This window comes from Aeromonas sp. S13(2024) (assembly GCF_041402405.1).
GTDB lineage: Bacteria > Pseudomonadota > Gammaproteobacteria > Enterobacterales > Aeromonadaceae > Aeromonas > Aeromonas veronii.
Genome location: NZ_JBGLRA010000009.1, coordinates 27509 through 46342, shown reverse-complemented (window position 1 = coordinate 46342; position 18834 = coordinate 27509). Strand labels below are relative to the sequence as shown.

General features: G+C 62.0%; 16 protein-coding genes. 8 read left to right on the top strand and 8 right to left on the bottom strand.

All coding sequences use genetic code 11. From position 1 onward, the window contains the following. Window positions 1-78: 78 nt before the first annotated feature. The 3 genes from rarD (at window position 79) to ACB042_RS13060 (ending at window position 4005) form a co-directional block, all read left to right on the top strand. Window positions 79-975, top strand: a complete 897-nt coding sequence (rarD, locus tag ACB042_RS13070; RefSeq protein ID WP_021231498.1) for an EamA family transporter RarD — start codon at window positions 79-81, stop codon at window positions 973-975. A gap of 178 nt (window positions 976-1153) precedes the next feature. Beyond that, entirely contained in the window at window positions 1154-2773 is a 1620-nt protein-coding gene (locus ACB042_RS13065) for a methyl-accepting chemotaxis protein (protein WP_224969103.1), read from the top strand. 122 nt (window positions 2774-2895) lie between these two features. Beyond that, complete coding sequence (locus tag ACB042_RS13060) at window positions 2896-4005, top strand: YeeE/YedE thiosulfate transporter family protein (protein ID WP_371178539.1); 1110 nt, start codon at window positions 2896-2898, stop codon at window positions 4003-4005. Window positions 4006-4084: 79 nt separating this feature from the next. On the opposite strand, the gene ompA is transcribed toward ACB042_RS13060, so the two are convergent. From ompA to ilvG, 6 genes are all read right to left on the bottom strand, one after another. Further along, on the bottom strand, window positions 4085-5179 hold the full coding sequence (gene ompA / locus ACB042_RS13055; RefSeq protein WP_064341311.1) for a porin OmpA: 1095 nt from the start codon (window positions 5177-5179) through the stop codon (window positions 4085-4087). Window positions 5180-5481: 302 nt separating this feature from the next. Beyond that, complete coding sequence (gene ilvA, locus ACB042_RS13050; protein ID WP_371178538.1) at window positions 5482-7002, bottom strand: threonine ammonia-lyase, biosynthetic; 1521 nt, start codon at window positions 7000-7002, stop codon at window positions 5482-5484. 3 nt (window positions 7003-7005) lie between these two features. Next, complete coding sequence (gene ilvD, locus ACB042_RS13045) at window positions 7006-8847, bottom strand: dihydroxy-acid dehydratase (protein WP_104016262.1); 1842 nt, start codon at window positions 8845-8847, stop codon at window positions 7006-7008. A 144-nt stretch (window positions 8848-8991) separates the two neighbouring features. Beyond that, complete coding sequence (locus tag ACB042_RS13040; RefSeq protein ID WP_371178537.1) at window positions 8992-9936, bottom strand: branched-chain amino acid transaminase; 945 nt, start codon at window positions 9934-9936, stop codon at window positions 8992-8994. A 12-nt stretch (window positions 9937-9948) separates the two neighbouring features. Then, entirely contained in the window at window positions 9949-10239 is a 291-nt protein-coding gene (ilvM, locus tag ACB042_RS13035; protein WP_042079763.1) for an acetolactate synthase 2 small subunit, read from the bottom strand. Further along, on the bottom strand, window positions 10236-11882 hold the full coding sequence (gene ilvG / locus ACB042_RS13030) for an acetolactate synthase 2 catalytic subunit (protein ID WP_371178536.1): 1647 nt from the start codon (window positions 11880-11882) through the stop codon (window positions 10236-10238). The genes ilvM and ilvG overlap by 4 nt, the downstream gene beginning before the upstream one ends. A 384-nt stretch (window positions 11883-12266) precedes the next feature. On the opposite strand from ilvG, the gene ACB042_RS13025 reads away from it, so the two are divergent. From ACB042_RS13025 to ACB042_RS13015, 3 genes are all read left to right on the top strand, one after another. Beyond that, window positions 12267-13781 (top strand): YifB family Mg chelatase-like AAA ATPase, encoded by a 1515-nt coding sequence (locus tag ACB042_RS13025; RefSeq protein WP_335828316.1) that lies wholly within the window; start codon window positions 12267-12269, stop codon window positions 13779-13781. 128 nt (window positions 13782-13909) lie between these two features. Further along, entirely contained in the window at window positions 13910-14809 is a 900-nt protein-coding gene (locus tag ACB042_RS13020; RefSeq protein ID WP_043823224.1) for an acyltransferase, read from the top strand. Between the two features lie 6 nt (window positions 14810-14815). Next, window positions 14816-15781 carry an acyltransferase gene (locus tag ACB042_RS13015; protein ID WP_335819256.1) on the top strand — a complete coding sequence of 322 codons (966 nt, stop codon included), beginning with the start codon at window positions 14816-14818 and terminating at the stop codon, window positions 15779-15781. Here ACB042_RS13015 and ACB042_RS13010 read toward each other — a convergent pair. Both ACB042_RS13010 and ACB042_RS13005 read right to left on the bottom strand, forming a co-directional pair. After that, window positions 15706-16209 carry a DUF523 domain-containing protein gene (locus tag ACB042_RS13010; protein ID WP_371178535.1) on the bottom strand — a complete coding sequence of 168 codons (504 nt, stop codon included), beginning with the start codon at window positions 16207-16209 and terminating at the stop codon, window positions 15706-15708. The two genes, ACB042_RS13015 and ACB042_RS13010, sit on opposite strands and share 76 nt — an antisense overlap. Further along, entirely contained in the window at window positions 16206-16856 is a 651-nt protein-coding gene (locus tag ACB042_RS13005) for a DNA mismatch repair protein MutT (RefSeq protein WP_371178534.1), read from the bottom strand. Before ACB042_RS13005 ends, ACB042_RS13010 begins: the two co-directional genes overlap by 4 nt. A gap of 74 nt (window positions 16857-16930) precedes the next feature. Here ACB042_RS13005 and ACB042_RS13000 point away from each other — a divergent pair, with 74 nt between their 5' ends. Continuing rightward, window positions 16931-17566, top strand: coding sequence for a nicotinamidase (locus tag ACB042_RS13000; RefSeq protein WP_005357452.1), 636 nt, complete (start codon window positions 16931-16933; stop codon window positions 17564-17566). Between the two features lie 89 nt (window positions 17567-17655). Then, on the top strand, window positions 17656-18834 hold the full coding sequence (pncB, locus tag ACB042_RS12995; RefSeq protein ID WP_042062464.1) for a nicotinate phosphoribosyltransferase: 1179 nt from the start codon (window positions 17656-17658) through the stop codon (window positions 18832-18834).

The following is an 18834-nucleotide window of genomic DNA, read 5'->3' as shown; positions in this document are numbered from 1 at the left end:
CTTTCCCCGCAAAAGGATCGCTACACTGATTTTTTGCGATGTTTTCCCGCATCCAACGCTTCAGTAAAGGTCATCCGCATGCCGCAACAGATCCAGCGTCAGGGCGTCATCTACGCCCTGTGCGCCTATACCCTTTGGGGCATAGCCCCCATCTATTTCAAGACCATCTCTGCCGTTCCGGCCGCCGAGATCCTGACCCACCGGATGATCTGGTCCTGCGTGCTGCTGATGGTACTGACCCTGGCAGGGCGCCAGTGGCACAAGGTGCAGGCGGTGCTGCGCCAGCCAAAAGTGTTGCTCACCCTGGCGTTTACCTCGGTTACCGTCGGCGGCAACTGGCTGCTGTTTATCTGGGCCATCAACAACGGCCATATGCTGGATGCCAGCCTCGGCTACTACATCAACCCGCTGTTCAACGTACTGTTGGGAATGGTGTTTCTGAGCGAGAAGCTGCGCCGCCTGCAGTGGTGGGCGGTGGCGCTGGCCTTTGCCGGCGTGGCCATCCAGCTTATCGCCTTTGGCTCCTTGCCCTGGATTGCGCTGGTGCTGGCGTCGAGCTTTGCCATCTATGGGCTGGTGCGCAAAAAACTGGCCCTCGATGCCCTCACCGGTCTGCTGATCGAAACCATGATCATGCTGCCGCCAGCGGCCATCTATCTGTGGGGCTTTGCCGACAGCCCCACCAGCCATCTCACCCAGAACGACTGGCACCTCAACCTGCTGCTGATCGCCGCAGGCGCCGTCACCACGGCCCCCCTGCTTTGCTTCACCGCCGCCGCGACCCGGCTCAAGCTCTCCACCCTGGGCTTCTTCCAGTACATAGGCCCCAGCCTGATGTTTATCCTCGCAGTCACCCTCTATGGGGAAGCGCTGGCGATGGACAAGCTGCTCACCTTCGCCTGCATCTGGAGCGCACTGGTGCTGTTCAGTCTCGATGGGTTACGAAGCGGCAAAGCCGCGCCAAACCGGACCTGACCCCTCCCCGCCCCCCGACCCCGGCTCACCAGCCGGGGCTCTTTTTCGTGCCACCAGCGGCCTCCAGACTGCGACTTCCCCTTCTCCAGAGCCGACTCGCCATCAACAGACCACACCCGAGTCTCACTATCCCGCCAGAGAGCTATGCTATCCATGAACGGAGCCGAATGGAGGCAACATGCTCAAGCACATTCACGACAGATCCCTGCTTTTTGGTCAGGTTCTGGGGATCATGGTCATTATCACGCTGATCTCCATCAGCTTTTTCGGGCTTTATTCGGTCCGGAGCGCAGCCGACCAGATGGGACAGGGGAAGGATGTGGTAGCCGATATTCTGCCGCCGCCTCTCTACCTCATCGAATCCCAGTTGCAGGTCTACACCCTGCTCCATGCCAAACCGGAGGAGCGGGAGGCCCTGCTGCAAACCCTCGCCCGACTGCAGCAAGAGTTCGAGAGCCGTAACCGCTTCTGGCAAGAGAGCAGCCTGAACGAGCCCCTCAGGGAGCTGCTGCTGGGGGAGCAAAAAGTGCAGGGGGAACTGTTCTGGCAGTTGCTCAACGACAAGTTTGTCCCCGCCATCAAGGCGGGGGATCTGGCGCAGGCGGGCGCGATTGCGGCACGCCTGCACACCCTCTATAACGCCCACCGGCTAGGGGTGGACGCCACCGTCATCCGCGGTAACGAGTATGCCGCCGAGCAGATGGCCCATCTCGCCAACACCACCCGACTCTGTTACGCCCTGCTGTTGTGCGCCGCACTGCTGGGGGCCGGACTCATCTTCTGGCTGGGACGCCCCACCCAACAGCGGCTGCTGGCCGCTGGCAAGGCCACCGCCGCCATCGCCGAAGGGGAGTTGAACCGCCCCATGCCGGAGCCGGGGCTTGATGCCATCGGCGAGCTGATCCGCCAGATTGGGGCCATGCGTGACCAGCTGGCAACCCTGGTGGAGTCGCTGCAACGCAGCGCCAGTACGCTGGATGATCGCGCCACCAGCCTGACCGCCATGGCACAACGGCACACCGATGACAGTCAGGCGCAGGTCGGGGCGGCCCACCATATCGAACAGGCCATCGAACAGCTCACCCACTCCATTGAACAGGCGGGTAGCCAGCTGCATCAGGTAGGGGAGCAAACCCTGCAGTCAGCAGAGCGGGCACAAGAGGCGACGCTCGCCATCCACACCGTGGAACAGGTGATCGGGGAGCAAGTCACGGGAGTGAAGCAGGTCTCCCATACCATTTCGGATCTGGCCGGCCTCTCGCAGCAGATTGCCGGGCTGGCGGGCGCTATTCACGATATTGCGGAGCAGACCAATCTGCTGGCGCTGAACGCCGCCATTGAAGCGGCGCGGGCAGGTGAACAGGGGCGCGGTTTTGCCGTGGTGGCCGATGAAGTGCGCTCGCTGGCGACCCGCACCGGCAGTGCCACCACCGAGATCAACACTATCATCGGCAAGATCCAGGATGTCAGCCTGCGCGCCGCCAGCGAGATGGATACCGAGCTGGCCCGGGTCGAACAGGCGGTCACTCACACGATGACAGCGCGCCAGAGCGTCGCCCGGATCGCGCAGAGCTGCGAGGAGATCAACCAGCGCATCGCTCAGGTCGATCAGTTGATGAGCGATGAGACCCGGCTGGTGCAGGGGATCCACCATCAGGTCGGGGAGATGTCGCGGTTGGCGGCCGAGGCCAACCAGAGCGCCAGTCAGGCCGCCGAAGAGGCGACCATGGTCGCCCAACACGCCCGCATTCTGACCAGACAGACTCACCACTTCCATCTCGACACCACCCGCCATTGATCCCCGGCGCTGACGGGAGTCAGCGCCCCCCTTTTTCTCTGCACTGGTTAAATGGGTAGCATTAGACTCCATGAGGGAATAGGATCCGCCCCTCTGAAAACCAACTGCAAGGATCAACTGACATGACTCGAAAATGGTCGCTCCCCATCGTGGCAATCGCGGGGGGAGCGTTACTCTGGCTTGGCAATACTTTTGGTATGAAATGGGCTCTGATGGCCCTGATCGGATTCGGCTTCGGCTTCACCCTCTCCTTCAGTCGCTTCGGCATCGTATTCGGTTGGCGCGAAATGCTGACCAAGCGCAACAGCTACTACGTGCGGGTTCACCTGCTCACCATCGCCATCGAAATTCTGCTGTTCACCACCTTCCTCTCCTTTAGCCACGCCCTGTTTGGCGATGCCATGGTGGGTAACGTGATGGCTATCGGCATTCCTTTCATCGTCGGTGCCTTCCTGTTCGGCATCGGCATGCAGCTGGCTGGCGTCTGCGCCACCGGCACTCTTTACTGCTGCGGCGAGGGGCAACCCCGCTTCTGGCTGGTGCTGATCTGCTACTGCATTGGCACCCTTATCAGCAACCAGTTCCGCCCCGAACTGGAGGCTACCTTCTCCAGCCATGTGGTATTGGCCCGGGATCTGACCGGCAATATCTGGAGCGGCATGCTGCTCAACCTGGCGCTGGTCGCCGCGCTGTTCCTGCTGTTTCGCAACAGCGAACTCAAGCGTACCGGCGAACTCAAGCCCCTCTTCAGCGGCGGCAACCTGTTCTGGCGCGATGGCCGCTTCACCGCGCTGACCGGCGGCATCATCATAGCTCTGCTCAACTCGTCCGTGGTCGCTCTGCACGGCTCGGCCTGGACCATCACCGGCGCCGTCTATGACATGGCGCTGCGCGGCGCCTCCCTGTTCGGCCTGTTCGAGGGCAACCCCAAGCTGGCCCAGCCACTCTTTATCAACCCCATGGTCGGCATGTTCTGGCTCGGGATTCTGGGGGCCATGCTGGCGCGCTGTTTGAGCGGTGGCGGCACCTTCGCCCCGATGCGGATCGGCAACAGTCTGGCCTCCATCATCGGCGGCCTGTTGATGGGGATGGGCGCCATGTACGCCGCCTGCAACCTCGGCGGCTTTTTCGATGGCACCGCCTCTGGCAGCCTGCACGGCTGGGTCTGGATGCTGATGGCCCTCGCTGGCAGCCTGATCGGCATTCGCCTGCGCCCGCTGTTCGGACTCTGAGGCTCGACATCGTAAACACCCCATAAGAAACGGGAGGCCAAGCCTCCCGTTTTTACATTTATTGCTCCCGTCGCTCTGCTTATTGGACAGGCTGGGAAACCCCTTCCAGATGGATTTCCACCCGGCGATCCGGTGCCAGACAGGCGATCAGCTCTTGCTTGGAGCGGCTGGCACAGCTATTGCCAGTGACCGGATTGGACTTGCCACGCCCCTCGACCCGTACCTTGTCGGCATACAAGCCTTTGGATACCAGATAGCTGGCCACACTCTGGGCCCGCTTCTCGGAGAGGGCCAGGTTGTAGTTGTCGGAGCCGATGCGGTCGGTATAACCGATGACAGTTGCGACGCCATCTTTCGGATTGGCCGCCACAATCTGGCTGAACAGGGCATCGAGCGCCTGATTGGCTGCCGGCTTCAGGGTCGCCTTGTTGAACTCGAACAGCACATCGGAACTCAGACTGAAGGTCTTGGGCTCCACCACGGCTACAGGTGCCGGTTCGGCTGCCGGAGCGGGAGCCGGTGCTACGACCTCGCCACCTTGCTGACCGAAGCGATAGAGCATCCCGAACGAAATCAGGCCGTTATCCATCTCGATACCGGAGCGATCGAGAGAGGCATCTCCCAGAGGCGTGGTGTACTGGTACTCCAGACGGGCAGCCCAGTCACGATCGATGGCGTATTCGGCACCCAGCGCACCAACGAAGGCGGCGCCATGCTTCTTGCCGGTCTCGCTGGTATTGGCGAAGCTGATCTCGCTATCCGTCCAGGCATAGGCACCGCCCAGTCGGCCATAAAGATCGAGCACATTCGTTGCCGGGAAGCTGATCTTCATGGTGGCCTGAATCATCTGGCTCTTGGCTTCGGTATTGAGGGTATTGGCGCCAGTGCCCGAAGTGGTGTCGTATTTGCCAAGCCAGTCATAACCCAGCTCGAAACCCAGGTTGGGGTTGAGCTGGTAACCGGCGAACAGGCCCAGACCCAGATCATCCGTGTTCTCGCTGGTATTACCCAACGTCTGGGCAATCGACTCGGCATACTGGTTGTGGTCAACGCCATAGTAATTGGACCAACCGGCCTTGCCACCGACATACCAGGTATTGTCCTGAGCGGCGGCCTGTACGGCTCCGGCCGCCAGCAAACCACTGACCAATACGGCAAGCATGGATTTATTCATATTTTCGCCTCTGCAATAAGTCGTTATGGGCGCCTGAGTGCGCACTTTCCCTGTGTGAAGCCGTCAGGCGGCCTCTCCACTATTCAGGGTATCCCATCCGAACGCAGCCTCAAATGACCAAGCCATCAGGAGTGTGAGCTTGCCAGCAATATCCGGCGTAAAAATCACCTGTGTACCTATTCACACTGTTTTGCCAGTTAAACCATGACGTTGCGTCGTACGGAGTGGACCTATCCACACGCAGCAATAGAAAAGGGAGGCATAACGCCTCCCTCCCGACGAGTTGTTGAAGCCCCCCTTGCTCAACTGGCCAGGAACAGCCGGTAGGCGGGGTCGTCGCTCACCTCTTTCCAGCCGTAGCCAATCTCGCGCAGGTAGTCGTGGAAGGCGGCCACGTCCTCGTCCGGCAACTCGAAGGCGCAGAGCACCCGGCCGTAGTCGGCACCGTGGTTGCGGTAGTGGAACAGGCTGATGTTCCAGCGACAGCCCAGAGTCTCAAGAAAGCGCATCAAGGCGCCAGGCTGCTCCGGAAACTTGAAGCTGTAGAGACGTTCACCGAGGGGCCGGGCCGGGCGGCCGCCAATCATGTAGCGCACATGATTCTTGGCCAGCTCGCTCTCGGTCATGTTGACCACCGGGTAGCCGTTGCCACCGAGCTGATCGATGATCTGACCCAGCTCCTCGTCACCGCCAGTGAGACGCACCGAGACGAACAGCGACGCCTGCTCGGCATCGGCGTAGCGATAGTTGAACTCGGTCACCATGCGCGGCCCGAGCAGACGGCAGAAGTCGAGGAAGGCCCCCTTGCGCTCGGGGATGGTCACCGCCAACATGCCCTCGCGCTTCTCGCCAATCTCGCAGCGCTCCGACACGTAACGCAGGCTGTGGAAGTTGACGTTGGCGCCGGAGAGAATGGCCGCCATCCGGCCACCCCTGACCTGCTCCCGCTCGCTGTAGGCCTTGAGGCCAGCCAGCGACAGGGCCCCCGACGGCTCGGCGATGGCGCGGCAGTCATCGAAGATGTCTTTCAGCGCGGCGCAGATCTGATCGTTGGAGACGGTCACTACCTCGTCCAGATACTGGTTGCAGAGGCGGAAGGTCTCCTCGCCGATGCGCTTGACCGCCACCCCGTCGGCAAACAGCGAGACCCGCTCCAGATTGACCGGTTCACCGGCCGCCATGGCCGCCTTGAGGCAGGCAGACCCTTCAGCTTCCACCCCGATCACCTTCACATCCGGCAGCAGTTGCTTGATATAGACCGCCACCCCGGCGGCCAACCCGCCACCGCCCACCGGCACAAAGACGTGAGTGAGGTGGGTATCCTGCTCCAGCAGCTCCTTGCCGATGGTGCCCTGCCCGGCGATCACCTCAACGTCGTCAAACGGCGGGATCAGGGTGTAGCCCTCAAGCGTGGCGAGGCGGCGACTCTCGCCATAGGCCTCGTCGAAGCTATTGCCAAACAGCATGACGTTGCCGCCCTGACGGCGTACCGCATCGATCTTGATATCCGGCGTGGTCTTGGGCATCACGATGATCGCCTTGATGCCGAGCTTGGCGGCCGACAGGGCGACCCCCTGCGCGTGGTTGCCAGCAGAGGCGGCGATAACGCCGCGCGACTTCTGCTCCTCGGTCAGGGTGGCGATCTTGTGGTAGGCACCGCGCAGCTTGAAGGAGTGGACCGGTTGCAGATCCTCCCGCTTCAAACTGACATGGTTGCCGAGCCGCTCGGAGAGTTTTTTCAACGTTTGCAACGGGGTCACTCGCGCCGCCTCGTAGACGGGAGAGAGCAACACCTTGCGTAGATAATCCGCCGCAGAGACCATGATTTATTCCCCCAGCATCGAGCGATCGCGAACCGCGCCTTTATCGGCGCTGGTGGCGAACATGGCGTAGGCGCGCAGGGCAAAGGAGACCTGACGCTGGCGATCGAGCGGCTTCCAGCCACGGGCTTCCACGGCGACACGGCGGGCAGCCAGCACGCTGTCGGCCACCTCCAGCACCATGCTGCGGGCCGGGATATTGATGCTGATGATGTCGCCATCCTCCACCAGACCAATGGTGCCGCCAGAAGCTGCTTCCGGCGAGACGTGGCCGATGGAGAGACCCGAAGTACCGCCGGAGAAACGGCCATCGGTGATCAGGGCGCACGCCTTGCCGAGCCCCATGGACTTGAGATAAGTGGTGGGGTAGAGCATCTCCTGCATGCCCGGGCCCCCTTTCGGCCCTTCGTAGCGGATCACCACCACCTCGCCCGCTTTCACGGTACCGTCGAGGATACCGTTCACCGCGCTCTCCTGACTCTCGAACACCCGTGCCGGGCCACGGAAGGTGAGGTTCTCCTCATCCACGCCTGCGGTCTTGACGATGGCGCCATTGACCGCGAGGTTGCCGGAAAGCACTGCAAGGCCGCCCTCCTGGCTGTAGGCGTTATCCAGCGAGCGGATGCACCCTTCGGCTCTGTCCAGATCCAGCTCTGGCCAGCGACAATCCTGACTGAACGCCTTGGTGGTGCGGATGCCGGCCGGACCAGCTCGGTAGAAGTCCACCACCTCCTGACTCGGCTGGCGGCTGACGTCATATTCATTGAGCTGTTCGACAAGGGAGCAACCCAGCACGGTACGGGTATCGCCATGCACCAGACCCGCTTTTTCCAGCTGGCCCAGAATGGCGACCACACCACCGGCACGGTGCACATCTTCCATATGGTATTTCTGGGTGGAGGGCGCCACCTTGCAGAGCTGTGGCACCTTGCGGGACATGCGGTCGATATCGGCCATGGTGAAGTCGACACCGGCCTCCTGCGCCGCAGCCAACAGGTGCAGCACGGTATTGGTGGATCCGCCCATGGCGATGTCCAGCGCCATGGCGTTCTCGAACGCCGCCTTGGTGGCAATATTGCGCGGCAGTGCCGAGGCATCGTCCTGCTCATACCAGCGCTTGGCCAACGTCACGATGCGCTGACCCGCCAGCTTGAACAGCTGCTCGCGATCGGCGTGAGTCGCCAGCATGGAGCCATTGCCCGGCTGGGAGAGGCCGAGCGCCTCGGTCAGGCAGTTCATGGAGTTGGCGGTAAACATGCCGGAGCAGGAGCCGCAAGTAGGGCAGGCACTGCGCTCAACCTGTTCGCTCTGGGCATCCGATACCTTGGGATCGGCGCCCTGGATCATGGCATCCACCAGATCCAGCTTGATGATCTGGTCGGAGAGCTTGGTCTTGCCCGCTTCCATCGGGCCGCCGGAGACAAAAATGACCGGGATATTGATACGCAGGGCCGCCATCAGCATCCCCGGGGTGATCTTGTCGCAGTTGGAGATGCAGACCATGGCGTCGGCGCAGTGGGCGTTGACCATGTACTCCACCGAGTCGGCGATCAGCTCCCGCGATGGCAGGGAGTAGAGCATGCCGCCGTGGCCCATGGCGATGCCGTCATCCACGGCGATGGTGTTGAACTCTTTGGCAACGCCCCCCGCGGCTTCGATCTCGCGCGCCACCAGCTGGCCCAGATCCTTGAGGTGGACGTGGCCCGGCACGAACTGGGTGAAGGAGTTGACCACGGCGATGATAGGCTTGCCGAAATCCTGATCGGTCATTCCGGTAGCACGCCAAAGGGCGCGGGCCCCGGCCATGTTACGTCCGTGGGTGGTGGTGGCGGATCTCAACTTCGGCATTGTCTCTACTCCCTGAATGCCCATATGGGCTCGATGCGTTATGCGGTGATGATACGAGTGGATCGGAATCGACCCTGGTGAAGACTCCTCAGGGAAGCGCTCACCAGAAGCGACTCGGGGAGGCATGACGCCTCCCCTCTCTCATCAGTCGTTGACGGGCGTCAGCCAGCCCCACTTGTCTTCGGTCTGGCCATTGAACAGGCCGAAGAAGGCATTCTGCAGCTGCTCGGTCACCGGGCCACGGCTGCCAGCGCCCACCTTCATCCGATCGACGGAGCGCACCGGGGTCACCTCGGCGGCGGTGCCGGTCATGAAGATTTCGTCTGCCACATAGAGCGCCTCGCGGGGCAGCGCCTGCTCGCGCACCTCATAACCGAGATCGCGGGCCAGCATCATGATGGTGTCGCGGGTGATGCCGGGCAGGATGGCGGCAGTTGCGGGCGGGGTAAACAGCACGCCGTTCTTCACCAGAAACAGGTTCTCCCCCGCCCCTTCGCTCAGGTAGCCGTTCACATCCAGCGCCAGCCCCTCGGCAAAGCCGTTGCGCTTGGCCTCGCGACTGATCAGCTGGGACGACAGGTAGTTGCCCCCGGCCTTGGCGCCTGTGGGTATGGTGTTGGGAGCGAGCCGATTCCAGGAGGTGACACAGACATCCACTCCGTTTTTCAGTCCCTCTTCCCCCAGATAGGCGCCCCACGGCAGGGCCGCCACCATCAGGTCGGCCTTGGCATCCAGCGGCGGATGCAGCCCCAGCCCCACGTTGCCGACAAAGGCCAGCGGGCGAAGGTAGCCGCTCTTCAGGCCGTTCTCGCGCACCACGGTGCGGCAGGCTTCATTCACGTCGGACTCGCTGTAGGGGACGTCCATCCAGTAGATCCTGGCGGAGTCGAACAGGCGGCGGGTGTGTTCCTGCAGACGGAAGATGCAGGTGCCTTTGGGGGTGTCGTAGGCACGCACACCCTCAAACACCGAGGAGCCGTAGTGCAGGGCGTGGCTCATCACGTGTATCTGGGCATCCTGCCAGGGCACCAGTGTGCCGTTGAACCAGATGTATTGGGGATGAGTGGCGGATTGGGAAGGCTGTGACATTGGCTTGGCTCCTTAAGCTCTGATCCGGGGTTGCTGTTCCAGTGCATCGACCCGGGAGACGTCCACCAGCTTAACCAGCTGGCTCCACAACTGCTGGATGGGACGCACCGACTCGACAGTAACCGTGATCCGCAGCTGTTGGCAATCCTGCTCCGCTCTCGTTTCCATAGTGAGGGCGCAGAGATTGAAGCCACGGTGACGCACCACCCGCAGCACCCGTTCCATCACTTCCGGTCTGGGCTGGGCATGGATATGCAGGGTGTGCTGTGCAAATGCGGGCTGGGCAAGGGTGTGCGGGTTCATGGGCGTTGCTCCATCATCTGGTGGTTGGCGACTCCCGGCGGAACCAGGGGCCAGACGTTTTCTTCCTCTGAAATGGCCACATGCAGCAGGTAGGCACTCTCGCTTGCCAGCAGGCGATCGAGGGCACCGGCTATCTGTTCCTTGCATGTGATGGTCTCGCCCGGAATGCCGAAAGCGGCAGCCAGGGCGACGAAATCGGGGTTGTCGGAGAGGATGGTCTCGCTGTAGCGGCCGTCGAAGAACAGCTCCTGCCACTGGCGCACCATGCCGAGGCGCTGGTTATCCAGTAGCACCATCTTCACCTTGAGCTGGGCCCGGCGGATGGTGCCGAGCTCCTGCACGTTCATCATGAAAGAGCCATCACCGCTCACCAGCACCACTTCATCCTCCGGGCGCGACATCTTGGCGCCGATGGCGGCGGGCAGACCAAAGCCCATGGTGCCGAGGCCGGCGCTGGAGAGGTGGTTGCGCGGGCTGGTGAAGCGCATGTGCTGGGCTACCCACATCTGGTGCTGACCCACGTCGCAGGCGACCACGCTGGTCTCCGGCAACTTGGCAGATAGCTGCTTGAGCAGCGCCGGAGCGTAAATGGCCTGCCCCGGGTGGTCGTAGCGGAACGCATACTCGCGGGCCATGTTCGCACAGTGTTCACGCCAAGGGTCGATGGAGAGGGACATGGCGAGGCGCGGCAACACCTGTTTGAGATCCGTGGTGATACCTACCTCGGCGGCGCGGCGCTTGCCGAACTCGGCGGCATCCACATCGAGATGGATCACCTTGGCTTCGGGAGCAAACTCCTCCAGCTTGCCGGTCACCCGATCATCGAAACGGGCGCCCACCACCAGCAGCAGATCGCACTGCTGCACCGCGTAGTTGGCGGCCTTGGTGCCGTGCATGCCGAGCATGCCGAGATAAACGGGGCTATCGGGGTCGAGCGCGCCGATCCCCTTGAGGGTAGTGACCGCAGGCATGCCGGTTGCGGCAGCAAAGTCGCGCAACTGCTGCTCGGCATTGGCCATGCCCACTCCGCCACCGACGTAGAGCACCGGGCGCTCGGCGGCGGCCAGCAGGGTGCGGGCTGCGGCCAGATCCGAGGGGTTGAGCACCTCCGGCTCTTCCACTGCAAACAGCGGGCTCTGGGCAGGCACCGCGGCCAGTTGCACATCCTTGGGGAGATCGATCAGCACAGGGCCGGGGCGACCTTCGGTGGCGATGGCGAAAGCTTCTGCCAGCACACGCCCCAGATCGGCGGCATCGGTCACCATGAAGGAGTGCTTGGTACAGGAGAGGGACATGCCGAGCACGTCGACCTCCTGAAACGCATCGGTGCCGATGGCGGAACAGGGCACCTGACCACTGATGGCCACCAGCGGCACCGAATCGAGCAGCGCCTCCGCCAGACCGGTCACCAGATTGGTGGCGCCGGGGCCGGAGGTCGCGATGCAGACTCCCACCTGACCGGAGGCGCGGGCATAACCGACCGCGGCCATGGCGGCGCCCTGCTCATGGCGGCAGAGCTGATGGGCCAGACCACCGTCATACAGGGCATCGTAGACCGGCATGATGGCCCCGCCCGGGTAACCAAACACCTGGGTCACACCCTGTTTCTTGAGAGCCTGTACCAAAAACTGCGCGCCGTTCATGTGGAAAATCCTGTCCTTTGGTCGAAAAAAAACCCCCGAGCTGTGAGGCTCGGGGGTCGCTTGTTTCGTTCTGTCCGGTGGTGGGTCTATCCCTTGTTCCGTACAGCTAAACGAGCCCCGAGCGGTGAGATAATAATCACCACTAGGACCACAATAATGCTGACGAAACGGGAGGCCATGTTCATAGTTACAACCGGAAATCCTGTGAAATTGGGGCGGTTTCTACCGCGAATGGCTATTAGAACTAGCACGGTGATTTTTATTGGGCAAGCCTTTTTTCTGTGACAACCCACTGATTTTGGCTATTCCCCAGCCGGAACTCTGGAATAAAAAACCAACAACAAGCAGTTAGTCAGAACATATATCAACTCAAGGACGGGATTTATGTCATTAGCTGTGGTTTATAGCCGTGCCAGCCTCGGGATCGCGGCCCCGCAAGTTACAGTGGAAGTTCACCTCTCCAACGGCCTGCCCGCCTTCAACATGGTCGGCCTGCCGGAAACCTCGGTGAAGGAGTCGCGGGATCGGGTGCGCAGCGCCCTACTCAACGGCAATTTCGAGTTCCCGAGCAAACACATCACCGTCAATCTGGCCCCCGCCGATCTGCCCAAGGAGGGAGGCCGCTTCGATCTGGCTATCGCCATCGGCATTCTCGCCGCTTCCAAGCAGATACCGGCAAAATACCTGCTCGATCATGAATTTTTGGGGGAGTTGGCCCTGACCGGCGAAATTCGCCCCGTGCTCGGGGTGCTGCCCGCCGTGCTCGCCTGCCGGGATGCGGGGCGCACTCTGCTGGTACCGCGAGAGAACGGCCCGGAAGCGTCCCTCATTCAGGATGCCGAAGTGCGCACCGCCCACCAATTGCTGGCCGTCACCGCCTGGCTGGCAGGCCAGTACGAACTGCCCCTGCCGGATCCCCAAAGCGCGGAGAGCCTGCCCGATGTACCGGATCTGCAGGATGTGATTGGCCAGTCACAGGCCAAGCGGGCGCTGGAGATCGCCGCCGCCGGCAGCCACAACCTGCTGTTCATCGGCCCGCCCGGCACTGGCAAGAGCATGCTGGCGAGCCGCCTTCCCGGCATCTTGCCGCCGCTGAGCGAGCAGGAGGCGCAGCAGACCGCCGCCATCCACTCCATCGGTGGCCTCACCCCGCGCGCCGGTCACTGGCACCACAGGCCCTACCGCACGCCGCACCACAGTGCCTCGGCAGTGGCGCTGGTGGGGGGTGGCAGCCACCCGCGGCCCGGCGAAATTTCGTTGGCCCACAACGGGGTGCTGTTTCTGGATGAACTGCCGGAGTTCGAGCGCAAGGTGCTCGACTCCCTGCGCGAGCCGCTGGAAACGGGCCACATCACCATCAGCCGGGCCGCCCGTCAGGTCGATTTTCCCGCCCGCTTCCAGCTGGTCGGCGCCATGAACCCCAGCCCCTGCGGCCACTATGGCGATGGCCAGACCCGCTCCAGCCCGGATCAGATCCTGCGCTACCTCGGCAAGCTCTCTGGCCCCTTTCTCGACCGCTTCGACCTGACAGTTGAGGTGCCGCTGCTGCCCAAGGGGAGCCTTACCGGCAAGGCGGAGCGGGGGGAGTCTAGCCAGCAGATCCGCGATCGGGTGCTGGCGGCACGAGAGCGCATGCTGAGCCGTAACGGCAAGCTCAACAACCTGCTGGATAGCCGCGAGATAGAGGATATTTGCCGACTATCAGCGCAAGATGCCGAATTTTTGGAGAATGCCATCCAGAAGCTGGGGCTCAGTATCCGGGCCTGGCACCGCATTTTGCGGGTGTCACGCACCATCGCCGATCTGGCGGGGCAATCCGCCATCGGCAAGGAGCATCTTATCGAGGCGCTCGGTTATCGCGCCATGGACCGGCTGCTGTCGCGACTGCGCAGCAGCTGACAGGAGGGAAAAGGGTGAGTCCAACCCCCGTAACGGCTCTGAATGGTCTCACGGGCAATCGGCTGATATTATGGCCACAGATCTGACCACTTGATGGCCCTTTATCGACAGCAAGACGGACCCGACTCATGCCCAACAAGCTGACAGAGCGACTGCGCGGCAGCCTCTCCACCCTGCTCTATTTTTTCAACACCCTCTTCTGGTTTGTCCCCATCTTCTCGCTGGGTCTGCTCAAGCTCCTGCTCCCCCTCAAGGGGTGGCGCACCCTCTGCAACTGGCTGCTGGATGGCTGTGCTAGCTGCTGGATCGGTTTCAACAATCTGATCCAGAAAACCATCATCAAAACCCCTTTCGAGGTGGTCGGAGTGGACAAAGGGCGCCGGAATGAGTGGTATATGGTGATTGCCAACCATCAATCCTGGGTCGACATACTGGTACTGCAGCGGGTTTTTAACCAAAAAATCCCCTTCCTGAAGTTTTTCCTCAAGAAAGAGCTGATTTGGGTACCTTTTCTCGGTCTGGCATGGTGGGCGCTCGACTTCCCCTTCATGCGGCGATATTCCAGAAAATTTCTGGAAAAACATCCCCATCTGAAGGGAAAAGACATTGAAACGACCCGTAAGGCCTGCGCCAGGTTCCGCCACATTCCGGTGAGTGTGATGAACTTCGTCGAAGGCACCCGCTTCACCGGCAGCAAGCATCAGAAGCAGGGCTCGCCCTATCGTCATCTGCTGCTCCCGAAAGCGGGGGGCATCGCCTTTACCCTGGCAGCCATGGGTGACCAGTTGCATCAACTGGTGGATGTCACCATCGCCTATCCGGACGGCATTCCCAGCTACTGGGACTTCATGTGTGGCCGGGTCGGGCAAATCAAGGTTCAGGTCCGCTATTTGCCGATCGACCGCAAGCTGGTGGGGGATTACTTCAATGACCCCGAGTTCCAACAAGAGTTTCAACAGTGGTTGAACGGGATCTGGCACGAAAAGGACCAGACCCTGAGCCAACTGCTGGCAACCAAGGCGCAGTAAACATTCATGCTATCCCTGCTTCCCGGCCCGCTGGTGCTGATCATCAGCGCGGGCCTGACCATCCTTTTCACCGCCTTGTGCGCCAGCCTGATCCTGCTGGTGTCGCTGGCCAAACTGTTGCTGCCGATCCCGGCCTTTGGCCGCGCCTGCAGCCGGCTCAACAACCGCTTCATGAGACTGTGGCTGGCCTGCAATGCGCTGGTGATCCGCCTCACCACCCGTATTGACTGGCAGGTGGAGGACAACACCCGACTGCGCAAGGATGGCTGGTATCTCATCATCAGCAACCATATGAGCTGGACCGATATCGTGGTGCTCGGCCACCTGTTCCGCGACCGGCTGCCGGTGCCCAAGTTCTTTATGAAGCACGAGCTGATCTACATCCCGCTGCTGGGGCTCGCCTGCTGGGGGCTCGATATGCCCTTTATGCGCCGCTATTCGCGAGAATTTCTGTTAAGAAATCCGCACCTGCGCGGCAAGGATATCGAGACCACCCGCAACGCCTGCGAGAAGTTTCGCCACATCCCCACTACCGTCATCAACTTCGTGGAAGGGACCCGTTTCACCGAGCAGAAACGGGATGCGGCCCGCTCCCGCTATCGTCACCTGATGCCGCCCAAGGCGGCAGGACTGGCCTTTACACTGGCGGCCATGGGCGAACAGTTCGACAGCCTGATCAACGTCACCATCCGCTATCCGGACAACGCCGAGACCCCGTTCAAGGACTTCCTGATGGGACGGGTAAAACGCATTCAGGTGCGGATTGAGGAGCTGCCGGTGAATGAGCAGCTGATAGGAGATTACTTCAACGACAAGCAGTTCAAGCGCGGTTTTCAGGAGTGGCTAAACCAACGCTGGCAGGAGAAGGACGAGGTGCTGGAGGGGTGGCAGAGCGGTCAGGCGCCGCTGCCGGTTGCCGCCAAATCCGGGGAGGAATCCAAAGAGAGCGCCGAGGCCAACTCGGCCAACTGATCCTCGGAAAAGACCACAATCCCGTGGCGGCGCAGCAGGGCAGTGGTCTTGCCCTCGCCCGCCACAGAAACCCCTTCAAAGCGGCCGTTATAGATACGGCCGCTGCCACATGAGGGGCTCCCCTCTTTCAGCAGGGCGAAGCGAATGCCCTGCGTCTGACAGATTTCCAGCGCCAGCTCGGCGCCACGGTCGAACTCGGCAGTCACATCCAGTCCGCTCGCCGTCACTACACGCTCGCCCTGCCGCTCGGCAGGAGGACGCGGGGTCGGCAGACCGCCCGCCACTTCGGGGCAGAAGGCCAGCGCCCGCCCCTCGGCACCCAGCGCACTCAGCCAGTCGCTGACAATCCCCTTGCTCTGACCGTCGTAACGCACTGGCTGACCCAGCAAACACGCGCTGACCAGCACACGAACAGGATTCGCACTCACGCCTCCGCTCCGTGCATCACTTGATCGAACATCACGCAGCAGGGGCTCTCCAGCCGGTAGAGGATGGCAGGACGCTGTTTGCCGGTGCGCTTGCGGCCGGTATCCACCAGAATGTCGGCGCGATGGATCCGCTTGCGAAATGCCGCCGTATTCATGGGTGTTTGCAGGATGATTTCGAAGGCGCGCTGCACCTCGGAGAGGGTGAACTCGGGCCCCAGCAGTTGCAGCGGCAGGGTGCTGTAGCGGCTCTTGATCCGCAGCCGCTCCAGCCCCTTGGCGATGAGCTGGACATGGTCGAAGGCGAGGCTCAGCCCCGGCAGGTTGGCGAGCGGATGCCAGCAACCGTGGATCGCCTCCACTTCCGGATCCACCAGACAGAGATAGACCAGGGTCGTGGACCAGCCGCGGGGATCCCGCTCCAGATTGCCGAGGGTGCAGACCTGCTCACTGTAGCAGTGACCGAGCCCCCACTCCGCCAGCAGACGGCGCTGGGCGGCATCCAGATCCAGATCCCGGGTCTCGTCGATGCGCAGCGCCGGCAGTTGCCAGCAGTGGGCAAAGGGGGGGCGATCGCGGGTCTCGAGCAGCAGCTCGAGCCGCTCCTCATGCAACCGCAGCACCACCATATCCAGACTCATTCTCAGCATGCCGATCGCCCTGCTCGCCTTCCATTAATGTTTGGTAGATAATATCACACGAATAGTATGTGCAGGAGCCAATCATGGGAACCGTCGCCAGCCTGGATATTGATGCGCAGAAGGGCTTTACCCCCCTCTGCCCGAACGAACTGCCCGTTGCGGGCGGTGATGATATTGTGGCTGCGCTCAACGCTCAGGCCACCCTCGCCACGCTGCGGATCGGCAGCAAGGACTCTCACCCCGCCAATGCCGACTGGGCCGTTTCTGACCCCGCCGGCATGCTGCTGCCGCTGGATCTGCCCAACGCCGACCTCACCTGGCCGGTGCACTGCGTACCGGGCAGCAAGGGCTTCGAGCTGCTCGACGGCCTGCCCGCTCCCATCGACTATGACTTCTTCGTCTGGAAGGGGGTCGAGCCTGATCTGCATCCCTACGGCACCTGCTTCCACGACCTGGCCGAACGGCGCAGCACCGGACTCATCGAATTCCTGCAAGCCCGCAAGGTCGATACCGTGCTGGTCGGCGGCCTCGCCACCGACTACTGTGTCAAAACCAGCGTGCTGCAACTGCGCCGCGCCGGTTTCCGGGTAATCGTCCATCTCGATGCCTGCCGTGGCATCGCCCCCGCGACGGTTGCCAGCGCCCACACCCAGATGATCGAGGCAGGGGCCGAACTGGCCCAGACCCTGATCGATGTACAACGCCTGCTGGACGCCTGATATGCCCGCAATCCTCACCAGCCTGTCCGATAGCGGCGCCTGCAATTTAACTATGCAACTGGCGTTCGCTCGCCTGCGGGGAGCCTGATATGCCACCGATTCTTACCAGCCTGCTCGACACCGACGCCTACAAGCTGCATATGCAGCAGGCGGTGTTCCATCGCTATCCGGATGCCGAGGTGGTGGCCGAGTTTCACAGCCGCAATGAAGAGGATCTGCTGCCCATGATGGGGCAGATCGAGGAGCAACTGCGCCTCGCCGGTTCCCTGCGACTGACCAAGCCAGAGCTCGATTTTCTGGCCGAGCGTCCCTTCTTCACCCCTGACTACCTCGACCACCTGCGCCGCAAGCCGCTCGACGCCTCCCTGCTCAAAGTGTTCGAGCAGGATGGCCGCATCAATGTGCGGGTCGAGGGCCCCTGGCAGGATGTGATCCTGTGGGAGATCCCGGTGCTCGCCATCATCAGCGAGATGCGCAACCGCTTCCGCTACCCTCAGTTCGGCGTCAGCCACGCGCTGGAGCGGCTCGATCAGAAGATCGACAAGCTGGAGAAGGAGCTGAGCCGCGACGAGATGAGCGAGTTCAACCTCATCGACTTCGGCACCCGCCGCCGCTTCTCTCATGCGGTACAGGATGCGGTAGTGGGTCGCCTCAAGGAGCGGCTGCCGGCGTTTCGCGGCACCAGCAACTACATGCTGGCCCAGAAGTACAAGCTGCCCGCTGTTGGCACCCAGGCCCATGAGTGGTTCCAGGCGCACCAGCAGCTCGGCTTCCCGCTGGAGCACAGCCAGCGCGCGGCCCTCACCAGCTGGCTGGACGAGTTCACCGACCATCTCGGTATCGCCCTGACCGACTGCATCACCATGGATGCCTTTCTGCGGGACTTCGACTTCGAGCTGGCCAGCAGCTATCAGGGCTTGCGCCACGACTCCGGCGATCCCGTGGTGTGGGGCGAGAAGGCGATCAGCCACTATCAGCGCCTTGGCATCGACCCCACCGACAAGACCCTGGTCTTCTCCGATGGGCTCAACCTCGACAAGGCGGTGCAGCTGTTCCGCCACTTCCGTGGCCGCATCAACACCAGTTTCGGCATCGGCACCAAGCTCACCTGCGATCTGCCCGGTGTCAGCCCGATGAACATCGTTTTCAAGCTGATCGAGTGCAATGGCGGCCCGGTTGCCAAGATTTCCGACAGCCCGGGCAAGACCCTCTGTCGGGATGCGGAGTTTATCCGCAACCTCAAACAGGCGTTCCACGTCGGGGTCTGA